Annotated in this window: 21 protein-coding genes; 15 read left to right on the top strand and 6 right to left on the bottom strand. The window is 73.2% G+C overall.

Annotated elements, in window-relative coordinates; genetic code table 11:
• Window positions 1–371: 371 nt before the first annotated feature.
• From nuoF to GA0070564_RS05655, 10 genes are all read left to right on the top strand, one after another.
• Entirely contained in the window at window positions 372–1,688 is a 1,317-nt protein-coding gene (gene nuoF, locus GA0070564_RS05700; protein WP_091603439.1) for an NADH-quinone oxidoreductase subunit NuoF, read from the top strand.
• The gene (locus GA0070564_RS05695; RefSeq protein ID WP_091603436.1) at window positions 1,688–4,201 is read left to right on the top strand and encodes an NADH-quinone oxidoreductase subunit G; all 2,514 of its coding nucleotides are present in this window, start codon (window positions 1,688–1,690) and stop codon (window positions 4,199–4,201) included. Before nuoF ends, GA0070564_RS05695 begins: the two co-directional genes overlap by 1 nt.
• Window positions 4,202–4,232: 31 nt before the next feature.
• Window positions 4,233–5,585, top strand: coding sequence for an NADH-quinone oxidoreductase subunit NuoH (gene nuoH, locus GA0070564_RS05690; protein ID WP_091603432.1), 1,353 nt, complete (start codon window positions 4,233–4,235; stop codon window positions 5,583–5,585).
• A 1-nt stretch (window position 5,586) separates the two neighbouring features.
• The gene (nuoI, locus tag GA0070564_RS05685) at window positions 5,587–6,228 is read left to right on the top strand and encodes an NADH-quinone oxidoreductase subunit NuoI (RefSeq protein WP_091603429.1); all 642 of its coding nucleotides are present in this window, start codon (window positions 5,587–5,589) and stop codon (window positions 6,226–6,228) included.
• Window positions 6,225–6,995 (top strand): NADH-quinone oxidoreductase subunit J, encoded by a 771-nt coding sequence (locus GA0070564_RS05680; RefSeq protein WP_088969378.1) that lies wholly within the window; start codon window positions 6,225–6,227, stop codon window positions 6,993–6,995. Before nuoI ends, GA0070564_RS05680 begins: the two co-directional genes overlap by 4 nt.
• Window positions 6,992–7,291, top strand: a complete 300-nt coding sequence (gene nuoK / locus GA0070564_RS05675) for an NADH-quinone oxidoreductase subunit NuoK (RefSeq protein ID WP_007074133.1) — start codon at window positions 6,992–6,994, stop codon at window positions 7,289–7,291. Before GA0070564_RS05680 ends, nuoK begins: the two co-directional genes overlap by 4 nt.
• A gap of 10 nt (window positions 7,292–7,301) precedes the next feature.
• Window positions 7,302–9,260 (top strand): NADH-quinone oxidoreductase subunit L, encoded by a 1,959-nt coding sequence (gene nuoL / locus GA0070564_RS05670; RefSeq protein WP_091603426.1) that lies wholly within the window; start codon window positions 7,302–7,304, stop codon window positions 9,258–9,260.
• Window positions 9,261–9,324: 64 nt separating this feature from the next.
• A complete protein-coding gene (locus GA0070564_RS05665) occupies window positions 9,325–10,857 on the top strand; it encodes an NADH-quinone oxidoreductase subunit M (protein ID WP_091603423.1) in 1,533 nt (510 codons plus the stop codon).
• On the top strand, window positions 10,854–12,407 hold the full coding sequence (gene nuoN / locus GA0070564_RS05660) for an NADH-quinone oxidoreductase subunit NuoN (protein ID WP_091603419.1): 1,554 nt from the start codon (window positions 10,854–10,856) through the stop codon (window positions 12,405–12,407). The genes GA0070564_RS05665 and nuoN overlap by 4 nt, the downstream gene beginning before the upstream one ends.
• A 92-nt stretch (window positions 12,408–12,499) precedes the next feature.
• On the top strand, window positions 12,500–13,585 hold the full coding sequence (locus tag GA0070564_RS05655; RefSeq protein WP_091604620.1) for a polyprenyl synthetase family protein: 1,086 nt from the start codon (window positions 12,500–12,502) through the stop codon (window positions 13,583–13,585).
• A 24-nt stretch (window positions 13,586–13,609) separates the two neighbouring features.
• On the opposite strand, the gene GA0070564_RS05650 is transcribed toward GA0070564_RS05655, so the two are convergent.
• Window positions 13,610–14,791 carry an MFS transporter gene (locus tag GA0070564_RS05650; RefSeq protein ID WP_091603416.1) on the bottom strand — a complete coding sequence of 394 codons (1,182 nt, stop codon included), beginning with the start codon at window positions 14,789–14,791 and terminating at the stop codon, window positions 13,610–13,612.
• A 155-nt stretch (window positions 14,792–14,946) separates the two neighbouring features.
• On the opposite strand from GA0070564_RS05650, the gene GA0070564_RS05645 reads away from it, so the two are divergent.
• The 3 genes from GA0070564_RS05645 to GA0070564_RS05635 all read left to right on the top strand — a co-directional run bounded on the left by GA0070564_RS05645 (window position 14,947) and on the right by GA0070564_RS05635 (window position 17,041).
• Window positions 14,947–15,729: an IclR family transcriptional regulator gene (locus GA0070564_RS05645; protein ID WP_091603414.1), complete on the top strand. Its 783-nt coding sequence runs from the start codon at window positions 14,947–14,949 to the stop codon at window positions 15,727–15,729.
• A 122-nt stretch (window positions 15,730–15,851) separates the two neighbouring features.
• Window positions 15,852–16,346, top strand: coding sequence for a sigma-70 family RNA polymerase sigma factor (locus tag GA0070564_RS05640; RefSeq protein WP_231926875.1), 495 nt, complete (start codon window positions 15,852–15,854; stop codon window positions 16,344–16,346).
• Entirely contained in the window at window positions 16,343–17,041 is a 699-nt protein-coding gene (locus GA0070564_RS05635; RefSeq protein WP_091603411.1) for an anti-sigma factor family protein, read from the top strand. Before GA0070564_RS05640 ends, GA0070564_RS05635 begins: the two co-directional genes overlap by 4 nt.
• Before the next feature lie 20 nt (window positions 17,042–17,061).
• Here the strand turns inward: GA0070564_RS05635 and rarD are convergent, their stop codons facing one another.
• From rarD to eccE, 4 genes are read right to left on the bottom strand one after another with little or no spacing between them, the layout of a single operon-like run.
• On the bottom strand, window positions 17,062–17,985 hold the full coding sequence (gene rarD / locus GA0070564_RS05630; protein ID WP_091603408.1) for an EamA family transporter RarD: 924 nt from the start codon (window positions 17,983–17,985) through the stop codon (window positions 17,062–17,064).
• Complete coding sequence (locus tag GA0070564_RS05625) at window positions 17,982–18,482, bottom strand: GNAT family N-acetyltransferase (RefSeq protein ID WP_091603405.1); 501 nt, start codon at window positions 18,480–18,482, stop codon at window positions 17,982–17,984. Before GA0070564_RS05625 ends, rarD begins: the two co-directional genes overlap by 4 nt.
• A 32-nt stretch (window positions 18,483–18,514) precedes the next feature.
• On the bottom strand, window positions 18,515–18,901 hold the full coding sequence (locus tag GA0070564_RS05620; RefSeq protein WP_091603402.1) for a phage holin family protein: 387 nt from the start codon (window positions 18,899–18,901) through the stop codon (window positions 18,515–18,517).
• Between the two features lie 56 nt (window positions 18,902–18,957).
• On the bottom strand, window positions 18,958–20,766 hold the full coding sequence (eccE, locus tag GA0070564_RS05615; protein ID WP_245669813.1) for a type VII secretion protein EccE: 1,809 nt from the start codon (window positions 20,764–20,766) through the stop codon (window positions 18,958–18,960).
• Between the two features lie 247 nt (window positions 20,767–21,013).
• Here eccE and GA0070564_RS05610 point away from each other — a divergent pair, with 247 nt between their 5' ends.
• Together GA0070564_RS05610 and GA0070564_RS05605 are read left to right on the top strand one after the other, a co-directional pair.
• Window positions 21,014–21,331: a WXG100 family type VII secretion target gene (locus GA0070564_RS05610; RefSeq protein ID WP_091604617.1), complete on the top strand. Its 318-nt coding sequence runs from the start codon at window positions 21,014–21,016 to the stop codon at window positions 21,329–21,331.
• Window positions 21,332–21,353: 22 nt separating this feature from the next.
• Window positions 21,354–21,647 (top strand): WXG100 family type VII secretion target, encoded by a 294-nt coding sequence (locus tag GA0070564_RS05605; RefSeq protein WP_091603396.1) that lies wholly within the window; start codon window positions 21,354–21,356, stop codon window positions 21,645–21,647.
• 84 nt (window positions 21,648–21,731) lie between these two features.
• Here the strand turns inward: GA0070564_RS05605 and mycP are convergent, their stop codons facing one another.
• Complete coding sequence (mycP, locus tag GA0070564_RS05600; protein WP_091603393.1) at window positions 21,732–22,949, bottom strand: type VII secretion-associated serine protease mycosin; 1,218 nt, start codon at window positions 22,947–22,949, stop codon at window positions 21,732–21,734.
• Window positions 22,950–22,986 lie beyond the last annotated feature (37 nt).

Genomic DNA, 22,986 nt, shown 5'->3' with positions numbered 1-22,986 from the left:
GCCCCGGCCACCTCCGGAGCCGCCGAGCCGGCGAAGCCGGAGCAGATCGGCGGCAGCAGCACCGCCCCGGACGTCAAGGCGCCGGACGACAAGTCGCCGCAGGTGCGTACCGCCGAGACCCGGCAGCCGGACGCGAACACCGCCGTGGCGGACGCCCCGGGCACCAAGGTTCCGGTGGACACCACCGCCCCCGCCCCACGCGACGCCCAGGCGGCCGAGGCCGCGGGCGCGGCGGCGAACGCCCCGGCCGGTGACGGCAAGCCCGCCGGCGACGAGGCCGGGGCGCAGGAGCGCAACCTCAAGGAAGCGGAGTCCGGGACGGGTGCCAACGGCGCCGACCCGGCGGTCGCGAGCGAAACGGGGGTCCAGAAGTGACCACTCCTCGGCCGGAGACCCTGGCCAGGCTGACGCCGGTGCTCACCAAGCGCTGGCTGTCGCCGGACGCCTGGCAGCTCGGCACCTACGAGAAGCTGGACGGCTACGCCGCGCTGCGCAAGGCCCTCAAGGCCCACCCGGACGACCTGATCCAGCTGATCAAGGACTCCGGGCTGCGCGGCCGGGGCGGCGCGGGCTTCCCCACCGGTCTCAAGTGGGGGTTCATCCCGCAGGGCGACGGCAAGCCGCACTACCTGGTGGTGAACGCCGACGAGGGCGAGCCGGGCACCTGCAAGGACCTGCCGCTGATGACGCACGACCCGCACGCGCTGGTCGAGGGCGTGATCATCGCGTCGTACGCGATCCGGGCCAGCCGGGCGTACATCTACATCCGTGGCGAGGCGGTGCACGCCGCGCGCCGGCTGCGCAACGCGGTGCGTGAGGCGCAGGCCAAGGGCTACCTCGGGCGCAACATCCTCGGCAGCGGCTTCGACCTGGAGCTGGTGGTGCACTCCGGCGCCGGGGCGTACATCTGCGGCGAGGAGACCGCGCTGCTGGACTCGCTGGAGGGCTTCCGCGGCCAGCCCCGGCTGCGCCCGCCGTTCCCGGCGACCCACGGCCTGTACGCCAGCCCCACGGTGGTGAACAACGTCGGCACCATCGCCAGCGTGCCGCCGATCGTGCTGGGCGGCGCCGACTGGTGGAAGACCATGGGGACCGAGAAGTCCTCCGGTCCGATGATCTACTCGCTCTCCGGCCGGATCGCCAACCCCGGCCAGTTCGAGTGCTCGATGGGCGTCACGCTGCGCGAGCTGATCGAGCTGGCCGGCGGGATGCAGCCCGGTCACCAGCTGCGGTTCTGGACCCCGGGTGGGTCGTCGACGCCGCTGCTGACCGCCGAGCACCTGGACGTGCCGCTGGACTTCGAGGGAGTGGCGGCGGCCGGCTCGATCCTGGGCACCACGGCCACCCAGATCTTCTCCGACCAGGACTGCCCGGTGTACGCGACCTACCGGTGGCTGGAGTTCTACCACCACGAGTCGTGCGGCAAGTGCACCCCGTGCCGCGAGGGCAACTACTGGATGGTCCGGGTCTACCGGCGGATCCTCGCCGGCCAGGGCACCCACGAGGACCTGGACACCCTGCTCGACACCTGCGACAACATCCTCGGCCGCTCGTTCTGCGGTCTGGGTGACGGTGCGACCAGCTCGGTGACCTCGTCGCTGAAGTACTTCAAGCAGGACTACCTCGACTACATCGAGGGACGTACCGCGCCGAAGCTGTCGGACAAGTCTCTGGTGGGAGCCCACTAATGACCGACGTAGCCAAGCAGACCGAGACCGTCACCCTCACCATCGACGGCGTCGAGGTCACCGCCGAGAAGGGCGCCCTGCTGATCCGGGTCGCCGAGCGGATGGGCACCGAGATCCCGCGCTTCTGCGACCACCCGCTGCTGGCCCCGGCCGGCGCCTGCCGGCAGTGTCTGGTGGAGGTGGAGGGCCAGCGCAAGCCGGTCGCCTCCTGCACCCAGACCGTCGCCGACGGCATGGTGGTCCGCACCCAGCTCTCCTCCCCGGTCGCCAAGAAGGCGCAGGAGGGGGTGATGGAGCTGCTGCTGATGAACCACCCGCTCGACTGCCCGATGTGTGACAAGGGCGGCGAGTGCCCGCTGCAGAACCAGGCGATGTCCACCGGCCGCACCGACTCGCGCTTCCACGAGCACAAGCGGGAGTACCCGAAGCCGCTGCCGATCAGCACCCAGGTGCTGCTCGACCGCGAGCGCTGCGTGCTCTGCCAGCGCTGCACCCGGTTCTCCGAGGAGATCGCCGGCGACAAGTTCATCGACCTGATGGGCCGGTCGTCCGCCGAGGAGATCAACATCTACCGGGACGACGCGTACGGCGAGGAGGGCGACTCCGGGGATGTCCCGTTCAACTCGTACTTCTCCGGCAACACCGTGCAGATCTGCCCGGTGGGCGCGCTGACCGGCTCGCAGTACCGGTTCCGGGCCCGCCCGTTCGACCTGGTCTCCAGCCCCAGCGTCTGCGAGCACTGCTCGGCCGGCTGCGCCCAGCGCACCGACTGGCGGCGTGGCAAGGTGCTGCGCCGGCTGGCCGGCGACGACCCGCAGGTCAACGAGGAGTGGAACTGCGACAAGGGCCGGTGGGGCTTCCAGTACACCCGCGCCTTCGACCGGATCACCACCCCGATGGTCCGCGACGAGAGCACCGGTGAGCTGCGCGAGGCCTCCTGGAGCGAGGCGCTGACCCGGGCCGCGGACGGGCTGCGCGACGCCCGCGACTCCGGCCACGGCACGGCGGTGCTCACCGGCGGCCGGCTGACCGTCGAGGACGCCTACGCGTACGCGAAGTTCGCCCGGGTCGCGCTGCACACCAACGACGTCGACTTCCGGGCCCGACCGGTCTCCCGCGAGGAGGCCGACTTCCTGGCCAGCAACGTCGCCGGGATCACCGACGTCACCTACGCCGACGTGGAGAACGCCTCGGCCGTGGTGCTGGTCGGCCTGGAGCCGGAGGAGGAGTGCCCGATCCTCTTCCTGCGACTGCGCAAGGCGTACCAGAAGAAGAAGCTGAAGGTGTACGCGATCGCGCCGTTCGCCAGCCGCGGGCTGGAGAAGCTCGGCGCGAAGCTCGCCCGGGTCATCCCCGGCGAGGAGGCGCAGGTCCTGGCCGAGCACGAGACGGTGACCGAGGCGCTGAGCGCCGAGGGCGCCATCCTCTTCGTCGGCGAGCGGCTGGCCACCGTCCCCGGTGGGCTCTCCGCCGCGGCGGGCATCGCCCGGCGTACCGGGGCGAAGCTGGCCTGGGTGCCGCGGCGCGCGGGTGACCGCGGCGCCGTCGACGCGGGCTGCCTGCCGAACCTGCTCCCCGGTGGCCGGCTGGTCACCGAGCCGGCCGCGCGGGCCGAGCTGGGCGAGGCGTGGGACATCCCGGCCGGGGTGATCCCGAGCCAGGCCGGTCGGGACACCGAGGGCATCCTCACCGCCGCCGCCAACGGCCAGCTCGGCGCGCTGGTGGTGGCCGGTGTCGACCCGGCCGACCTGGCCGACCCGCGGCTGGCCGAGACGGCCTTGGACGCGGTGCCGTTCCTGGTCAGCCTGGAGCTGCGGATGACCGCGGTGGCCCGCCGGGCGGACGTCGTCCTCCCGGTGGCGCCGGTGGTGGAGAAGGCCGGCAGCTTCCTGGACTGGGAGGGCCGGCTGCGCCCGTTCGACGCGGTGCTGGAGACGGCCGCGATGACCGACGGGCGGGTGCTGGACGCCGTCGCCGCGCTGCTGGACGTCCGGCTCGGCACCGGTGACGTGCTGAGCGTCCGCCGCGAGCTGGGCGCCCTGCCGCCGACCCGCCAGCACCGACCGGCCGCGCCGTCGGTCGAGCCGACCGCCGTGCCGCACGCCGGGGCCGGCGAGGCCGTCCTGGCCACCTGGCACCAGCTGATCGACCTGGGCAGCCTCACCGACGGCGACGAGCACCTCGGCGGCACCGCCCGCCCGGCGGTGGCCCGGCTCGGCAAGGGCACCGCGGAGGCGCTCGGCGTCGCCGACGGCGACCCGGTCACGGTGGGCACCGACCGGGGGGCGCTGACCCTGCCGGCGGCGATCACCGAGATGCCGGACGGGGTGGTCTGGCTGCCCACGAACTCGCCCGGTTCGACCGTGCGGCGCAGCCTCGGGGCCGCGTCCGGCGCGCTGGTGAAGGTCTCCGCCGGCGCTACCGGCGGGCCGGCCGTTCCGGCCGGACGTGTCGCGGCGGACGAGACCGGTCGCCCGGGTCCGCTCCTCAACACCGGGGGTGTGGCCCAGTGAGCCCCGCAGTCGCGAACGAAAGGTGGGCCCAGTGAACGCGCTCTACCTGGCGCAGGACCCGACCCTTGCCGACTTCGGCAGGGACCCGTGGTGGCTGGTCCTGATCAAGATCGTCTTTGCCTTCGTCTTCGGCCTGCTGGCCACCCTGCTCGGCGTCTGGTTCGAGCGCCGGGTGGTCGGCTTCATGGCGGTGCGGCCCGGCCCCAACCAGGTCGGCCCGTTCGGCCTGCTCCAGACCCTCGCCGACGGCCTGAAGATGGCGTTCAAGGAGGACATCCTCCCGCGCAGCGCGGACAAGGTCGTCTACTTCTTCGCGCCGGTCATCTCGGTGGTCTGCGCGGTCACCGCCCTGTCGGTGATCCCGTTCGGCCCGATGGTCAGCATCTTCGGCCACCGGACGCCGCTGCAGGTCACCGACGTCCCGGTGGCGGTGCTGGTGCTGCTGGCCTGCTCCTCGCTGGCCGTCTACGGCGTCGTGCTGGGCGGCTGGGCCTCCGGCTCCACCTACCCGCTCCTCGGCGGCCTGCGCTCCAGCGCCCAGATGATCTCGTACGAGGTCGCGATGGGGCTGAGCATCGTGGCGGTCTTCATGACCGCCGGCACGATGTCCACCAGCGGCATCGTCGCCGCCCAGGGGGACGCCACCCAGCTCAGCGTCGGCGGGTTCGACATCCCGGCCCCCGGCTGGTACGCGATCCTGCTGCTGCCCAGCTTCATCATCTTCTTCATCGCCATCGTCGGTGAGACGAACCGGGCGCCGTTCGACCTGCCCGAGGCGGAGTCGGAGCTGGTCGCCGGCTTCATGACGGAGTACAGCTCGCTGAAGTTCGCGCTCTTCATGCTCTCCGAGTACGTCGCCATGGTGACCATGTCCGCGGTCACCACGACGCTCTTCCTGGGCGGCTGGCGGGCCCCCTGGCCGATCACCCTGTGGTCGGGCGCCAACTCGGGTTGGTGGCCGATGCTCTGGTTCTTCGGCAAGGTGCTGGCCCTGGTCTTCGTCTTCGTCTGGCTCCGCGGCACGCTGCCCCGGCTCCGCTACGACCAGTTCATGCGCTTCGGCTGGAAGGTCCTGCTCCCGATCAACCTGGTCTGGATCCTGGTCCTGGCCGGGCTGCGCTCGATCGAGGACTGGCAGTCCCGGGACCGGCTGCTCGCCACCGCGATCGGCGCCGGTGTGCTGCTGCTGGCCACCCTGCTGTGGCCGAGCCGCCGCCGGGAGCCGAAGCCGACGGTCCAGGAGCAGGTCAACAGCCGTCCGCACGGCAGCTTCCCGCTGCCACCGATGGACCTGCAGGTACCACCGAGCCCGCGCACCAAGCGCGTGGTCGCCGAGCGGGAGCCGGCCAACGTCGCCGCCGGCTCGGACTCCAGGGAGGTGTGACGTGGGCGCGATCACCGGAACGTTCAAGGGCTTCGGGGTCACCTTCTCGCACATGTTCAAGAAGGTCGTCACCACCGACTACCCGTTCAAGCCGCCGACCCCGGCGCCGCGCTACCACGGGCGGCACATCCTGAACCGGCACCCGGACGGGCTGGAGAAGTGCATCGGCTGCGAGCTGTGCGCCTGGGCCTGCCCGGCCGACGCGATCTACGTCGAGGGTGGCGACAACAGCGAGGAGCAGCGCTTCTCGCCGGGCGAGCGGTACGCCAGCGTCTACCAGATCAACTACGCCCGGTGCATCTTCTGCGGGCTCTGCATCGAGGCCTGCCCGACCCGGTCGCTCACCATGAGCAACGAGTACGAGCTGGCCCGGGACAACCGGCAGGACCTGATCTTCACCAAGGAGCAGCTACTGGCGCCGCTGCTGCCCGGGATGGAGCAGCCGCCGCACCCGATGCGCCTGGGTGAGAGCGAGAAGGACTACTACATCGGGGCGCTGACCAACCCGGGCACGTCGGCCGGTGCCGAGCACGCGGCCAACAACCCGGGCCGGTACCAGGTGGAGGAGCACCCCGGCGTGACCTTCCCCGGTGCCGAGCAGCACGCCCAGCGGGCGGCGGCGGCCAAGGGAGAGAACGCATGACCACGTCAACGGTGCTCGCCGCGGCGAACCAGGTGCCCACCGGCGAGGCGGTGACCTTCTGGATCCTCGCCCCGCTCGCGCTGCTCGGCGCGATCGGGATGGTCTGGGCCCGCAACGCCGTGCACTCGGCGCTCTTCCTGGTGCTGACCATGCTCTGCCTGGGCGTCTTCTACGTCCTCCAGGCCGGGCCGTTCATCGGCATGGTGCAGATCATCGTCTACACCGGCGCGATCATGATGCTCTTCCTGTTCGTGCTGATGCTGGTCGGCCGGGACTCGTCCGACTCGCTGATCGAGACCCTGCGCGGCCAGCGGGTCGCCGCGGTGGTGCTCGGCCTCGGCTTCGCCGGCCTGGTGGGCAGCGGCCTCTACCGGGCGCTGGACGGCGTCCGGGCGGCCGGCCTGGAGCAGGCCAACGCCGAGGGCAACGTGCAGGGCATCGCCCGGCTGCTCTTCACCAAGTACGTCTTCGCCTTCGAGCTCACCTCCGCCCTGCTGATCACGGCGGCGGTCGGCGCGATGGTGCTGGCGCACGTCGAGCGGCGCAAGGAGGACCGGATGGACCAGATCGCCACGATGAAGGCCCGGTTCCGCCCCGGCAACTACCCCGGCCCGAAGCCCGGCCCGGGCGTCTTCGCCACCTCCTCCTCGGTGGCCACCCCGGCCCTGCTGCCCGACGGCCGGCAGAGCGAGCGGAGCACCCCGGAGATCCTGCCGGTGCGCGAGCTGACCGCCGAAGAGACGACCCTGAAGGGGACGGACCGATGACCCCCGACTACTACCTGGTGCTGGCCGCGGTGCTCTTCACCATCGGCGCCGTCGGCGTGCTGGTCCGGCGCAACGCCATCGTGCTGTTCATGTGCGTCGAGCTGATGCTCAACGCCGCGAACCTGACGCTGGTCACCTTCAGCCGGATCAACGGTGACCTGAACGGCCAGATCATGTCGTTCTTCGTGATGGTGGTGGCGGCCGCCGAGGTCGTGGTCGGCCTGGCGATCATCATGTCGATCTTCCGGACTCGACGCTCGGCGAGCGTCGACGACGCCAACCTGCTGAAGTACTGAGGGGCAACCGGTGGAAGAGATTCTGACGTATGCGCAGGCCGAGCCCGCAGGAACCGTCGCCTACGCTCCGGCGGGTGGGCTGCTGGGCAGCGTCTGGCTGCTGGTGGCGATCCCGCTGGTCAGCGCGGCGATCCTGCTGCTGCTCGGCCGGCGCGCCGACCGGTGGGGGCACTGGCTGGGGGTGGCCGCCGTCGGCGCCGCCTTCGTGCTGGGCCTGACCTACTTCTTCCAGCTGCGCGGCCTGGAGAACAAGTCCGTCGAGCGGAGCCTCTGGCAGTTCATCGCGGTCGGCGACTTCAAGGTCGACTTCGGGATGCTCTTCGACCCGCTGGCGGCGGTCTTCGTACTGCTGATCACCGGGGTGGGCTTCCTGATCCACCTGTACGCGGTGGAGTACATGGCGCACGACGAGGGCCGGCGACGGTTCTTCGCGTACTTCAACCTCTTCGTCGCGGCGATGCTGCTGCTGGTGCTCGGCAACAACTACGTGATGCTCTACTTCGGCTGGGAGGGCGTCGGTCTGGCGTCGTACCTGCTGATCTCCTTCTGGTACGAGCGGCCGAGCGCCGCCACGGCCGGCAAGAAGGCGTTCCTGATGAACCGGGTCGGCGACGCCGGCCTGGCCATCGGCATCTTCATCATGTTCGCCACCCTGGGCACCACGCAGTACGACGAGGTGTTCAACGGGGTGGGCGCGCTGGCCGGCGGCACGGTGCTGGCCCTCGGGCTGCTCCTGCTGCTCGGCGCCACCGGCAAGTCCGGCCAGTTCCCGCTCCAGGCGTGGCTGCCGGACGCGATGGAGGGCCCGACCCCGGTGTCGGCGCTGATCCACGCGGCCACCATGGTCACCGCGGGCGTCTACCTGATCGCCCGCTCCAACCCGATCTTCTCGGCCAACTCCACCCTCCAGCTGGTGGTGGTGAGCGTCGGCGCGCTGACCCTGCTGATCGGCTGTGTCATCGGCGCCGCCAAGGACGACATCAAGCGGGTGCTGGCCTGGTCGACGGTGAGCCAGATCGGCTACATGTTCCTCGGTGTCGGCCTGGGCGGCGCGGCGTACGCGCTGGCCATCGTGCACCTGCTGGCGCACGGCTTCTTCAAGGCCAACATGTTCCTCGGCGCCGGCTCGGTCATGCACGGCATGCACGACCAGGTGGACATCCGCCGGTTCGGCAACCTCTCCAAGTACATGAAGGTCACCTGGTTGACCTTCATGATGGGCTGGCTGGCGATCATCGGCATGTTCCCCTTCTCGGGCTTCTTCTCCAAGGAGCCGATCATCGTGGCCGCCTTCGAGCGGGAGGGCTGGACGGCCTGGCTGTTCGGCGGGGCGGCGCTGCTCGGCGCCGGGCTCACCGCCTTCTACATGACCCGGCTCTTCGTGCTCACCTTCCACGGCCCGGCCCGCTGGACCGAGGACATCGAGCACCCGCACGAGTCGCCGAAGCTGATGACCATCCCGCTGATCCTGCTGGCGATCGGCTCGGTCGCCGCCGGTTTCCTGCTCTCCACCTCGGTTCCGGACTGGCTGGAGGCCACCGCCGGGCTCGGGGTCCAGGAGAAGGGGCACGAGGCGGTCCTCGCCCACTGGCTGATCACCACGCTCTCGCTGCTGGTCACCGTGCTCGGCGCCGGGCTGGCCTGGGCGCTGTTCCGCAACGGCACGGCCACCGCGCCGCAGCAGGCCGGCGTGCTGGTCACCGCCGCCCGGCGCAACCTCTACGTCGACGCCTTCAACGAGGCGGTCTTCGAGAAGCCGGGCATCTTCCTCACCCGGGCGCTGGTCTTCCTCGACAACCGGGGGGTGGACGGGCTGGTCAACGGCCTGGCCGCCGCGGTGGGCGGGGGCTCCGGCCGGCTCCGGCGGCTCCAGACCGGCTTCGTGAGGTCGTACGCGACCTCGATCCTGACCGGCGCGCTGCTGGTGGTGGCGGCGTTCCTGGCCGTGCAGGCGGGGTGGCTGGCGTGATCGACCTCAACGCGCCCGCCACCGCCGGCGGACCATGCAGTGACGACGGAGGTAAGGCCGCATAATGTCCAACTTCCCGTTCCTCTCGGTGCTGACCGTGGCACCGCTGGTCGGCGCCCTGGTGGTGGCGCTGCTGCCGCGCCGCAACCCGGAGCTGGCCAAGCAGGTGGCCTTCGGCTGGTCGCTGCTGGTGCTGGTCCTCTCGGTGATCATGTGGATCACCTTCCAGGCCGGCGGTGACCGGTTCCAGTTCCGCGAGTCGTACCCGTGGATCCCCACCTGGGGGGTCCGCTTCACCTTCGCGGCGGACGGCATCGCGCTGGTCATGCTGATGCTGATCGCGATCCTGGTGCCGCTGGTGATCCTGGCGTCCTGGCACGACGCCGAGCACTCCAAGCGGTCGGTGCCGGTCTACTTCGCGCTGCTGCTCATCCTCGAGTCCACGATGATCGGCGTCTTCGCCGCCGCCGACGTCTTCCTGTTCTACGTGTTCTTCGAGGTCATGCTGGTGCCGATGTACTTCCTCATCGGCAGCTACGGCGGCCACCAGCGGCAGTACGCGGCGGTGAAGTTCTTCCTCTACTCCCTGGTCGGCGGCCTGTTCATGCTCGCCGCGGTGATCGGCCTCTGGGTGGTCGGCGGACGGACCTTCGACTGGAACCAGCTGGTCAACGCCGACATCGCCACCGGCACCGCCCGCTGGCTCTTCCTCGGCTTCTTCCTGGCCTTCGCCATCAAGGCGCCGTTCTTCCCGTTCCACACCTGGCTGCCGGACGCCGGTCGCGCGGCTCCGGCCGGCGCGGCGGCGCTGTTGGTCGGCGTGCTGGACAAGGTGGGCACGTTCGGCATCCTGCGCTACTGCCTGCCGCTGTTCCCGGAGGCGGCCAGGTGGTTCGCCCCGTACGCGCTGGCGCTGGGCCTGATCGGCATCATCTACGCGGCGCTGCTGGCGGTCGGCCAGAACGACCTGAAGCGACTGGTGTCGTACACCTCGATCGCCCACTTCGGCTTCATCGGGGTCGGCATCTTCGCCTTCACCACCCAGGCCGGCACCGGCGCGGTGCTCTACATGCTCAACCACGGGCTGGCCACCGGCCTGCTCTTCCTGGTGGTGGGCATGCTCATCGCCCGCCGCGGCTCGGCGATGATCAGCGACTTCGGCGGCGCCGGCAAGCTGGTGCCGCTCCTGGCCGGCGTGCTCTTCTTCGCCGGTCTGGCGTCGCTGGCGCTGCCCGGCACCGCGCCGTTCATCTCCGAGTTCCTGGTGCTGCTCGGCACGTTCACGGTGAACAAGCCGGTCGCGGTGATCGCCACGCTGGGCATCGTGCTGGCCGCGGCGTACGTGCTGTGGATGGTGCAGCGCACCACCCAGGGCACGCTCAACCCGGCGCTGACCGAGGTCGACGGCATGCGGCGTGACCTCAACCTGCGCGAGAAGGCGGTGGTGGCGCCGCTGATCGCGCTGATCGTGCTGCTGGGCTTCTACCCGAAGCCGGTCACCGACGTGATCAACCCCGCCGTCCAGGCCACGATGCAGGACGTCGGCAAGACCGATCCCGCCCCCGAGGTCGGCACCGTCCAGGAGGCCAACCGATGACCGAGCTGAAGTTGCCGTCGATCGACTACGCGGCACTCTCGCCCATTCTGATCATGCTGGGCGCGGCGCTGGTCGGCGTGCTGATCGAGGCGTTCGTGCCGCGCCGGCACCGGCACCTCGTCCAGCTGCTCTTCGCGCTGGCGGCGGTGCTGGGCGCGCTGACCATGGTGGTGCTCAACTCCGACGACCGGCTGCTCACCGCCGCCGGGGCGATCGCGATCGACGGGCCGACCCTGTTCCTCCAGGGCGCGATCCTGATCCTGGCCGCGATGGCGCTGCTGCTGATCGGTGAGCGGTCGGTGGAGCGGGGTGGGTACTTCGTGGCCCAGGCCGCGGTGACCGCCGAGTCGGTGGACGACCGGCGGCAGGCCGAGGGCGCCAACGGGGCCACCGAGGTGTACCCGCTGACCACCTTCGCCATCGGCGGCATGCTGATCTTCGTGGCGGCGAACGACCTGCTGACCATGTTCATCGCCCTGGAGGTCTTCTCCCTGCCGCTCTACCTGCTCTGCGCGCTGGCCCGTCGCCGGCGGCTGCTGAGCCAGGAGGCGGCGATGAAGTACTTCCTGCTGGGCGCGTACTCCTCGGCGTTCTTCCTGTTCGGGGTGGCCCTGGTCTACGGCTTCACCGCCGGCGTCCCGGGCCGGTCGGCCGGGGTCGACTTCGCCACCATCCACGCGGCGGTCGGCACCTCGCCGGCCAGCTCGGTGCTGCTCTTCGCCGGCATCGCGCTGCTCTCCATCGGCCTGCTCTTCAAGGCCGCGGCGGCGCCGTTCCACGTCTGGACGCCGGACGTCTACCAGGGCGCGCCGACCCCGGTGACCGGCTTCATGGCCGCCTGCACCAAGGTCGCCGCGTTCGGCGCCCTGCTGCGGGTCTTCCACGTGGCATTCGCGGGCGCCGCGTGGGACTTCACCCCGGTGCTCGGCGCGGTGGCGGTGCTGACCATGCTGGTCGGCGCGGTGCTCGCGGTGACCCAGACGGACATCAAGCGGCTGCTGGCCTACTCGTCGATCGCGAACGCCGGCTACCTGCTGGTGGGCGTGCTGGCCCCGTCGAAGGACGGCCTCTCCGGCACGATGTTCTACCTGGCCGCGTACGGCTTCTCGGTGCTCGCCGCGTTTGCCGTGGTGACCCTGGTCCGGGACGCCGACGGCGAGGCCACCCACCTGTCCCGCTGGGCCGGGCTGGGCCGGCGGTCGCCGTTCTTCGCGGCGGTCTTCACCTTCATCCTGCTGGCCTTCGCCGGTATCCCGCTGACCAGCGGCTTCACCAGCAAGTTCGCGGTGTTCGCCCCGGCGCTGGACGCCGGTCAGGCGTGGCTGGTGATCGCCGGTGTGCTGACCAGCATGGTGCTGGCCTTCCCGTACCTGCGGGTCGTGGTGATGATGTGGCTGTCCGAGCCGGGCGAGTCCACCCCCACGGTGGCCGTGCCGGGCGGGCTGACCGCCGCCGCGCTCATGATCGGCGTGGCCGCCACGCTGATCCTGGGTGTCGCTCCGGCGCCGCTGCTGGACCTGGCGTCCGGTGCCGCCGAATTCGTCCGATGACAGGGATCGACCAGGCCGGGGGCCGGCACGCCGTGGGCGTGCCGGCCCCCGGCCCGTCCGCCCCGTCCGGGGTCGACTCGAACGGGTGTGGCATGGTTGAAGGCGTGGTGAATCCGGCTGGCGAGCGTTCAGATGCCACCGGTTCCGACGACCGTCGGGGCCGGTCGGGCAGGGGTCAGTTCGGCGCGCTCGGCCTGCACCTGGCCGATCCGGGCGTCGAACGCTCGGTGCTCGGTCTGCTGGACGACGTCGAGGGTGCGCTGCGGGCCGGCGTGGCCAGCGCCGACCCGCTGGTGACCGAGGCCGCCCGGCACCTGGTGGAGGCGGGCGGCAAGCGGTTCCGGCCGCTGCTGGTGGCGCTTGGCGCCCAGTTCGGCGACCCGACCGGTCCGCAGGTGGTGCCCGCCGCAGTGGTGATGGAGCTCACCCACCTGGCGACGCTCTACCACGACGACGTGATGGACGAGGCCGCGGTGCGGCGGGGCGCCCCGAGCGCCAACTCCCGCTGGACCAACTCGGTGGCCATCCTGGTCGGCGACTACCTCTTCGCCCGGGCCGCCGACATCGCCGCCGACCTGGGCCCCGAGGCGGTACGCCTCCAGGCGCGCACCTTCGCCCGGCTGGTGCACGGGCAGATCGCCGAGACCGTCGGCCCGCGCGACGGCGAGGACCCGGTCGCCCACTACCTGCACGTGATCGCCGAGAAGACCGGTTCGCTGATCGCCACCTCCGCCCGCTTCGGCGGCATGTTCGGTGGGGCGGCGCCGGAGCACGTCGAGGCGCTCGCCGGTTACGGCGAGACGATCGGGGTGGCCTTCCAGCTCTCCGACGACCTGCTGGACATCGCCAGCGAGTCGACGCAGTCCGGCAAGACGCCCGGCACCGACCTGCGCGAGGGCGTGCCGACCCTGCCGGTGCTCTACGCGCTCGCCTCGGACGACTCGGACGCGGCCAGCGTACGGCTGCGGGAGATCCTGGCGACCGGTCCGCTGGTGGACGACGCCCTGCACGCCGAGGCGCTGGGCCTGCTCCGGGAGAGCCCGGCCCTGAAGCGGGCCCGGGAGACCGTCCGCAGCTACGCCGAGGACGCCAGGGCGCAGCTGGCCCCGCTGCCGGACACCCCGCCCCGCCGCGCCCTCGAGTCCCTCTGCGACTACATCGCCGACCGCACCAGCTGACCCACCGCGCGCCCTGCGCGCCGGTCAGGGGCGGGCCAGGAGGCGGCTGCCGGTGAGCATGAACAGGGCGGCGAGGAGCATCGCGGCGGCGGCAGCCGCCCACATCACCGGGTAGCCGAAGGTGTCGGCGAGGGCGCCGAGGCCGAGCGGACCGAGGCAGCCGCCCGCGTACACGCCGGTCTGGGTGATCGAGGTGGCGGCGGCCGGGGCCTGCGGGTGGAGCCGGACCACGGCGAAGTTCATCAGCCCCGGCCAGGCCCAGCCCAGGCCGAAGCCGAGCACCACGCCGGCGACCAGCGGCACCGGGCCGGCCATCGCGAGCAGGGCCAGCCCGCCCGCGCCGACCACGAGCATGCCGGCGATCAGCGCCACGTGGCCGCTCTCCCGCCGGTCGGCCAGCCAGCCGGCGCCCACCCGGGCCGCCACGCAGACCGCGCTGCCCAGGGTGAGGGTGAGACCGGCCAGGGCCGGGGAGAGACCACGGGTGGCCGAGGAATCCACCACGAAGGTGCCCAGCGCGTTGGCGGCGGCCGCGGCCAGGGTGGCGGCCACCCCGACGACCACCAGCGCCACCGTCGCGCGCCCGCCCCGCCCGCCGCTGCGCCGCCGCGTCGCCGCCGGCTCCCGCCCGGGTACGACCGCCAGGGCGGCCAGCGCCCCGACGGCCGCCGCCACGAAGGCCCACCGCCAGCCGACGGTCAGCGCCACGGTCGGTACGGCCGCCCCGGCCAGCAGGGTGGAGACCGGGATCGCGGCCTGCTTCACCCCGAACGACAGCCCCTGCCGGCGGGCCGGCACGTGCGCGGCCAGCGCCGCGTTGCTGGCCAGCTGGCCGAGCGCGTTCGCTCCGGCGCTCAACCCGAGCAGGACCACGAGCACCGGGTACGACCGGGCCAGTCCCGCCACCGCCAGCAGCGAACCGGCGGAGAGCAGGATGCCGGCGCGGGCCACCACGGCCGGGCCGTACCGCTCGACCAGCGCCCCGGAGGGCACCGAGGCCAGCGCGCTGACGCCGAAGTAGACGGAGACGGCGAGCCCGAGGCCCGCCGGGCTGAAGCGCAGGTCGTGGCCCATCTGCACGGCGAGGCCACCGACCAGGAAGATTGGGACGACGCAGGCGATGGTGACGGCGATGGCGCCCGCGCTGGCCCGTACCGGGCGGGGCGGCGCGGACCCTGCGGGGGTGGCGAGGGCGGTGTCGGTCATGGTCCCGCCAACCTACGCGACGCCCGGTTGCCGCACGCATCGTGTCCGCCGGAGTACGCATGGTGGGCGGCGGTCTGGCATCCTCGACCCGAACAGGCATTTCGCACTCGGCCCCTTTTTCATATGGTGTAAGTCCCTGGCCGGCGGAGGTGGTTGTGCGCGACCCCTTGGCGGAACCTTCGGATCTCATCCGAAGTGTGTCCCGCGCGCTTCGTGTGCTCGAGTCGGTCGGCCGCGCCCCGAAGGGGCTGACCGTCAAGCAGATCGCGCGCCGCTGCGAGCTGACCGTGGCCACCACGTACCACCTCGTCCGCACCCTGGCCTACGAGGGCTACGTGATCCGCCGGGAGGACGGGACGTACATCGTCGGGCTGGAGATCGCCGACCGGTACCGGGAGCTGGTGACGGCGTTCCGGGGGCCGCCCCCGGTCGGCGACTGCCTGCGCCGGGCCGCCGGGGAGACCGGCTACAGCCACTTCCTCGGCCGTTTCGTGGGCGGCCAGGTGGCGATCACCGCGACCGCCGAGGGGCACCGCTCACCCCACCTGGAGGACCTGGTCCCCGGCTTCGACGAGGGCGCGCACGCCACCGCGCTCGGCAAGGCCCTGCTGGCCACCCTCACCCCCGACCAGCGGCTGCGCTACCTGCGCGAGTACGGCATGCGGCCGTTCACCACCGCCACCCTGACCAGCGGGGATGCGTTCGAGGCGGACCTGGCCGCCGGTGACCGGCGGGGCATGCAGCTGGAGCTGGGGCAGTTCCGGCAGGGCGTGGCCTGCGCGGCGGTGCTGGTCGCCCCGGACAAGGACATGGAACGCCGGCTGGTGCTCGCCTGCGCCCTGCCGGCCAGCGAGATGATGACCTCCGCCCGGGTGGTCCGGGCCAAGCTGCTCACGGTCGCCCGGTCGGTCGCCGACGCGGTCGCCGCCGACACCTGACCCGGGACGATCCGGGCTCGCGGCTGAACCGCGCGGCGTCGGCGTACGTATGCAGGGGTGGATTCATCGCCGGACTCGCCGCCGGAAGCGAGGAGACCGCCATCAGCGACCACGACGCCCAGCTGCTGCGCGCGCTGCACGACGAGCACGCGGAGGCGCTCCTGGCGCACGCCCTGCGGCTGGTCAACGGGGACCGGACCCGGGCCGAGGACCTGGTGCAGGAGACGCTGCTGCGGGCCTGGCGCCACCCCGAGTCGCTCGACCCGCGCCGCGGCTCGGTCCGCGCCTGGCTGTTCACCACCGCCCGCAACCTCGCCATCGACGCCTGGCGGCGCCGGTCCAACCGGGTCGGTGAGGTCTTCACCGACCAGCTGCCCGAGCGGGCGGGGACGGTGGACGAGGCGGAACGCGCGGTGGAGGCGTGGACGGTGGCCGAGGCGCTGAGCCGGCTCAGCCCCACCCACCGGGACGTGCTGGTGGAATGCTTCTACCAGGGACGGTCGGTGGCCGAGGCCGCCGCGCGGCTGGGCGTGCCGCCGGGCACGGTGAAGTCCCGTACGCACTACGCCCTGCGGGCGCTGCGGCTGGTCCTGGCGGAGATGGGGGTGACCGGATGACCCGCTGCGAGTTCGCCCACGACGACGGCGCGTACGTGCTGGGCGCCCTGGCCCCCGCCGAGCGGGCCGCCTACGAACGGCACCTGGCCGGCTGCGCGTCCTGCCGGGAGGCGGTCGCCGAGATCGCCGTGCTGCCCGGGCTGCTGGGCCGCCTCGACCCGACCGCGCTGGCGGAGTTCCTGCCGCCGCCCGAGGAGGACACCCGGGTGCCCGCGCTGCTCGCCGCCGCGACCGAACGTCGGCGCCGCGAGCGGTCCCGCACCCGCCGACGGTACGCCTCGACCGCGCTGGTCGCCGCCGCCCTGGCGCTCCTGGCCGGGCTGGGCGTCAGCGCCGTGCTGCGACCCGCGCCGGCCCCGGCGCCGACCGTCCGGGCCGTCCGGATGGTGTCCATGGTGCCGGTGTCGACGGGCGCGCCGGTGCACGCCGAGATCGGCCTCACCGGCACCGACTGGGGCACCGAGGTCACCATGCACTGCGGGTACGACGCCACGTCCGGCTATCACAAGGCGTACACGTTCCGGCTGGTGGCGCACGGCCCGGACGGCGCGACCGAGCAGATCGGCTCCTGGCTGGCGGCCCCCGGCGACGACGTACGCCTCACCGGCGCGACCCGGTTCACCGACGCGGAGCTGGTCCGGCTGGAGCTGACCCGCGCCGACGGCACCCCCGTCCTCGGCTACGACGTCGGCTGACCCGCCCCGGGCCACGTCGGTCAGCGGGCGGCGGGGACCGGTTCGGGGGTGGCGCGGGCGGCGGCCCGGGTGCGCCGGCCCTGGCGCAGGGCGTCCACGGTGAAGACCACCAGGGCCAGCCAGACCAGCGCGAAGCCGGCCAGCCGGGCCGGCGGCATCGGCTCGTGGAAGATCAGCACCCCGCAGCCGAGCTGGAGGATCGGCGCCAGGTACTGCAACATGCCGAGGTTGGTCAGCGGCAGCCGGTTCGCCGCGCCCGCGAAGAGCAGCAGCGGGATCGCGGTGGCCGCACCGGCCCCCACCAGCAGCGCGGTGTGGCCCGCCGAGAGGTGCCCGAAGGTGGCGTCGCCCCGCCACCCCAGCCAGCCCAGGTACGCCAGCGCGGGCAGCGCCAGCACCGCCGACTCGACGAAGAGTCCCTCGGCGGCGGGCAGCCCGAGCCGCTTCTTGACCAGCCCGTACCCGCCGAAGCTGAAGGCCAGGGTGAGCGCGAGGTACGGCAGCCGGCCGTAGTCGACGGTCAGCACCACCACCGCGACCGTGCCCACCCCGAGCGCCGCCCACTGCGCCGGGCGCAGCCGCTCGCGCAGCACGAACACGCCGAGCAGCACCACGACCAGCGGGTTGATGAAGTAGCCGAGCGCGGTCTCCACCACCCGGTCGGAGTTCACGCCGTAGATGTAGGTGCCCCAGTTGACCGCGATCAGCAGCGCCGCCGCGACGATCCCGGCCAGCGCCCGGGGGCGGCGGGCCAGCGCGCGCAGGAAGCCGACGTTGCGGGCGGCGGCGAGCAGCAGCGCCACGAAGAGCAGCGACCAGACCACCCGGTGGGCGAGGATCTCCACCGGTCCGGTCGGGCGCAGCCGCTTGAAGTAGAGCGGGAAGAAACCCCAGAGCAGGTACGCGCCGAAGCCGTACAGGTAGCCGAGACGGAGCTGGTTCACTCCTCCACCGTAAGTGGCGAGGCGGGGTCGCGCTCCTTGCCGGTGAGCGGGCTCACCGATGCCGGCTCCCGCCGGTCGAGCTGCATGAACCGGTCCGGGGCGACCGGGGTGAAACCGATCCTCCGGTAGACGTCGTGCGCGTCGGCGGTGGACAGCAGGATCCGGCGTACGCCCAGCTCGGTCAGGTGGTCGCGGACCGCGCCGGCCAGCCAGGAGCCCAGCCCCCGACCCCGCTGCTCCCGGTCCACGTAGACGTCGGCGAGCCAGGCGAAGGTGGCCTCGTCGGTGACCACCCGGGCCACCGCCACCTGGACCCCGTCACGGGGCCGGTAGACGCCGTACCCGATCGAGCCGGCGAAGGCCCGCTCGACGGTGGCCCGGTCCCGCCCCAACGCCCAGTACGCGTCGGTGCAGAGCCAGTGGTGCACCCGGGCCAGGTCGAGCCGGTCCGGGTCGGTGCTGAGCTGATAGCCGTCGGGGCGGGTCAGGGAGTACACGCGCTCCACGCTAGCCCCGCCCCGACGGGCCGTCAGTCCCGGTCGAGGACCGCTCCGAGGATCCAGGTGACCACGCTGACGAAGAGCGCGCCGAGGACCGCGGCCGGCCAGAAGCCGTCCACGTGGAACGGCAGCCCGGCCTCGTCGGCGATGAAGCTGGTGAGCAGGAAGAGCAGGCCGTTGACCACCAGCGCGATCAGGCCGAGGGTCAGCAGGTAGAAGCCGCAGCCGACCGTCTTGATGATCGGCTGGAGCACCGCGTTGACCACACCGAAGATCACCGCGACGAGCACCAGCGTGGTGACCGTCTCGGTGGCCGAGGTGGAGTCCAGTGAGATGCCGGGGATGAGCAACGTGGCGAGCCAGAAGGCGAACGCGGTGGCCGCCAACCGGATCAGAAGACCCTTCAGAAAACCCATGGCGGGGATCGTGCCACGGACCGGCAACCGGCGGGAACCTCAGAAGATCACCGATTTCAGCGCCGGGCCGGCCGGCCGATCACCTGCGACTCGATCGGGGTCGGGGAGAGCAGCGCCCAGCGCAGCGCCCGCCGGTTCACCACCGCCACCATGTCCTCCCGGATCCGGGTCAGCCAGTCGGCCGTCCCGCCCAGGCCGAGCGCCGTGCCGGCCAGCGCCGCCTCGGCCCGGTCCAGCGGTTGCAGCACCGCCAGGTCGGCCCGGGCCAGCGCGTCCACGTCCGCCGCAGTCAGCTCGTCCCGGACGACCAGGGTGGACCGCCAGGCCGGCCCGGGCGCCGGGTCGGCCGGCACCGGCCCGACGTCCAGCACCAGCAGCAGCGGTCGCAGCGACGTGCCGGCGGCGTCACCCACCGGCCGCCCCGGTGGCAGCACCGGGATGGTGCCGGAGGTGGCGGCCACCCCGCGGACGAACGGCTCCCAGAACCGGGGCCGCCCGGTCTGCACCACCACGGCCGCGCCCAGCGCCATCGCCCGGACGGTGATCAGCTGCGCGGCGCGCAGGCCACCGACCAGCAGCACCCGGGTGCCCTCGGGCCGGAACAGCCGTACCGTGACCGCGCCACCGTGCCGGTTGGCGCCCACCATCAGCCCGGCGTCGCCGAGGGTCAGCTCCGCCGGCCCGTCGCCGTCGTGGCCCGCCCCGGGAGCGGCGGCCAGCGGCAGGGTGGCTGCCAACCCGGCCAGTTGCTCGCCGTCCAGCCGGCGCACCTCCGCGCCCAGCTCGGCGGCCGAGCGGCGCAGGACCTGCGCGGCGGCGGCCAGCTCCCCCGGGGTACGCGCGGCGAGCCGCACGGTCAGCCCGGTCCGCCCCGCGCCCGTCCCGGTACGCGGGCCGGCGCAGAGCGACACGGTGGTGGCGGTGGCCGGCGTCACCAGCACCCGGCTCACCAGGTGCGCCCCGGCCGGTTCCCCCTCGGCCGGCAGCCGCACCCGGAAGCAGCTCTGGAGCAGCTCGCCGGTGCGGACCGCCTGCCAGGACTCGCGTACCGGTGTCCCGTCGTCGTGGTGGGCGAGGTCCGCGACCGCCCGCAGCGCGGCGGGCGCGCCCAGCGGCCGGGCGGCGGACGGCCCCAGCCGCCGGACGATCCGCCGGACGGTGCCGGAGAGCGCCCGGCGCAGGTCCTCGTCCGACCAGCCGTCCACCCGCAGCACCCGGACGGCGAGCAGCGCCCGGCTGTGGCCCGGCAATCGGCCGTCGGTGAGCTGCCGGTAGGAGGTGCCCGCGGTGCCCTCGGCCGCCGAGGGAGCGGGTGCGGGCGCCGCGCCGAGCAGGAGCTGGACGCAGACCGGTGGGCTCTCCGCCGACACCGGCGGCAGCAGCGACGCCGGCCCGGGCAGCACCCGACCGCCACCGCCCAGCAGGTCACCCGGGTCGCCCACCTCCAGCAGCGCGGTCAGCCCGGTCGGGTCGTCCAGCACGGCCGCCGGACCGCCGGCCAGCTCCACCGCTCGCACGACGGCGCCCGGCGCCACCAGGTCCACCAGCTCCGCCGCCCCGGCCGACGGCAGGGCCCGGCGCCGGGCGAGCCGGGCCACGGCCACCCCGAGCCACCCGGCCAGCGGTCGGCCGCGCAGGCGTACCCACCAGGCGCAGAGCAGGAGGAGGGCGGCCACGCAGGCCAGGGCCACCACCCCCGCGCCCCGGCCGAGCGCGGCCAGCGGCAGGGCGAGGGCCACCTGGGCGGCGACCACCCGGCCGGTGCGGCCCGGCGCCCGGCGGTCGGTGACAGTGGGCATCCACCGTGGCGGCAGGGACTGCCGGGTGGGCGTTCGTGCCGGGTCGCCCGTCGTGGTCGCCGTCACCGCGTCTCCTCCGCTCGTCACCCGGTCGCCGGCTCATCCTAGGCGGGTGAGCGTGACGGAGGGGGCACGCATTGTCCACAGAAGAGGCCACAGGGGTAGCAGAACCGCGACCAGGCCGCTACCGTCAGCGACGAGTTCTGCCGGTCGACCTCCCGTCCCCTCCTGGTCGACATCCGCGACGGGTCGGGCTCCATCAGGGACAGTCGCCGGCAGTCGACGACGACAACGGGAAGCGAGGTGCGTGCGGGTGGCCGAGACCCAGGCGGAAGCCGTGGTGATGCAGCAGACCGCCGCGAAGTTCGAGCAGGTCGACCAGTCACTGCAGAGCATGTTGAGCAGCCTGATGGCCGAGCTGGAGGTGTTGCAGCAGGCCTGGCGGGGGGCCGGTGGACGTTCCTTCGAGCAGGTCAAGCAGCAGTGGTCGCAGGACCAGGCCGCCCTCGCGCGGGCCCTGCGCGAGACCGCGGGCGCGATCCGCACCGCGGGTCGGCAGTACGACGTCTCGGACACCGAGGCGGCCAGCCGGGTCGCCGGCACCAACCGCGGCATCCAGTTGCCGCTGTGACCCACCGGGGGAGGAAGATCCGATGAACGACGGTGTGCTGGTCGTCAACTTCGCCGCGCTCCAGCAGGCCAGCGCGGACATCCAGAAGGCGCTGAACACGCTCGACAGCCAGCTCGGGCAGTTGGAACGGGACGCCGCGCCGCTGGTGGCGAGCTGGGCCGGCGAGGCGCGCCAGGCGTACGAGCAGCGGCAGACCCGCTGGCGCTCCGCCTCGCAGGACCTTCAGTCCATGCTGCGGGACATCAAGCTCGCGGTGGACGACTCCGCGAACGACTACCTCGACACGGAGAAGCGGAACGCCGGCCTCTTCCAGTGAACGCCGCGCGGCGGCGTCGGGCCCTCCCGCCCGACGCCGCCGTCCGCGCATCCGGCCCGCCCTCCGGGTGCCCGTGCGCCTGGCTCAGGCGGGTCGCCAGCGGCGGCGGGCGCCGCGGGGCAGCACCACGGCCAGCAGCACCACGGCCACCGAGACCGCACCGCCCGCGGCGGCCAGCAGCACCGCCCGCTCCCGGGCCGCCGCCCGACGTCCCCGCTGCGCCGCCAGGGCCGGGTCCGGCCGCTCCCGGGGCAGCGCCGCGGCCACCGGCGGCGCGCCGGCACCCCCGCCGGTCTCGGTGACCGCCCGGTACGGGTTCAGCACCCCAGCGCCGTAGTCACCGCGCCGCCCGGTCCCCGGCGCGGGGTCGGCGCTGGCCAGGATCCGCCGGCTCACCTGGGCCGCGGTCCAGTCCGGGTGGTACTGGCGCACCAACGCCGCGGTCGCGGCGACGAAGGGCGTGGCGTAGCTGGTCCCGTCCGCCACCAGGTGCCCCCGCCCGGGGGCGGCCATCAGCACCTCGCCACCCGGCGCCACCAGGTCGACGTACGGGCCGGTCTGCGAGAACGTCGACCGCCCACCGTCGGGCCCGATCGCGCCCACCCCGAGCACCCCCTCGTACGCCGCCGGATAGGGGCGCGGGTCACCGCTGTCGTGCAGGTTGCCGGCGGCGGCCACCACCACCACGTCCCGCTCCTCGGCGTACCCGACGGCGGCCCGTACGGCCGGGGAGTCGGCGTAGACCACGACGGAGAGGTTGAGCACGTCGGCGCCGTGGTCCACCGCCCAGCGGATCGCCCGGGCGAACCCGGCGGCGCTGACCGTACGTCCCGACTCCCGGCCGTCGACGACCTGCTGCTCGCTGACCCGGACCGGCAGGATCCTGGCGTCCGGCGCCAGCCCCCGGAAGGCCACCCCGCGGGCCGGCCCGGCGGCGATGATGCTCGCCACACCGGTGCCGTGCCCGGGGCAGTCCCGCCCACCGTCGCCGCCCGGATCGAGCAGGTCGGTGCCGGGCAGCACCCGACCGGCGAGTTGCGGATGCCGCCGGTCCACGCCGGAGTCGATGACGGCGACGGTGATCCCCGCGCCGGTGGCGAGGGGTGCGAGGCGCTCCGGGGCGTACCGCTGCTGCGGCCACGGCCGCTCGGCGACCGTGCGGGCCGGGGCGGGCGGGCTGGCACAGGGCGGCGCGGGGGCGGCCGCGGCGGCCGGTGCGCCGGTGCCGGCGACGACCGGCGGGGTGGCCAGGAGCGCCGCCAGGACGGCGGTGAGAGCGGGGCGTGCACTGGGCCGGGGCATCGACCGCCTCCGTATCGTGTCGGCTCCGAAACCGGAT

This window comes from Micromonospora mirobrigensis (genome assembly GCF_900091555.1).
GTDB lineage: Bacteria > Actinomycetota > Actinomycetes > Mycobacteriales > Micromonosporaceae > Micromonospora > Micromonospora mirobrigensis.
The sequence above is the reverse complement of the archived record's forward strand: the minus strand, read 5'-3'. Positions and strand labels throughout refer to the sequence as shown.

Bases quoted from the DNA above. Each gene is read 5' to 3' on its own strand.
- GA0070564_RS05665 (WP_091603423.1), top strand. From the start codon at position 9,325: ATGTCCAACTTCCCGTTCCTCTCGGTGCTGACCGTGGCACCGCTGGTC.
- GA0070564_RS05635 (WP_091603411.1), top strand. From the start codon at position 16,343: ATGACCCGCTGCGAGTTCGCCCACGACGACGGCGCGTACGTGCTGGGC.
- GA0070564_RS05620 (WP_091603402.1), bottom strand. From the start codon at position 18,901: ATGGGTTTTCTGAAGGGTCTTCTGATCCGGTTGGCGGCCACCGCGTTC.
- mycP (WP_091603393.1), bottom strand. From the start codon at position 22,949: ATGCCCCGGCCCAGTGCACGCCCCGCTCTCACCGCCGTCCTGGCGGCG.
- GA0070564_RS05680 (WP_088969378.1), top strand. From the start codon at position 6,225: ATGACCACGTCAACGGTGCTCGCCGCGGCGAACCAGGTGCCCACCGGC.
- GA0070564_RS05605 (WP_091603396.1), top strand. From the start codon at position 21,354: ATGAACGACGGTGTGCTGGTCGTCAACTTCGCCGCGCTCCAGCAGGCC.
- GA0070564_RS05650 (WP_091603416.1), bottom strand. From the start codon at position 14,791: ATGACCGACACCGCCCTCGCCACCCCCGCAGGGTCCGCGCCGCCCCGC.
- nuoK (WP_007074133.1), top strand. From the start codon at position 6,992: ATGACCCCCGACTACTACCTGGTGCTGGCCGCGGTGCTCTTCACCATC.
- nuoN (WP_091603419.1), top strand. From the start codon at position 10,854: ATGACCGAGCTGAAGTTGCCGTCGATCGACTACGCGGCACTCTCGCCC.
- GA0070564_RS05695 (WP_091603436.1), top strand. From the start codon at position 1,688: ATGACCGACGTAGCCAAGCAGACCGAGACCGTCACCCTCACCATCGAC.
- GA0070564_RS05655 (WP_091604620.1), top strand. From the start codon at position 12,500: ATGGTTGAAGGCGTGGTGAATCCGGCTGGCGAGCGTTCAGATGCCACC.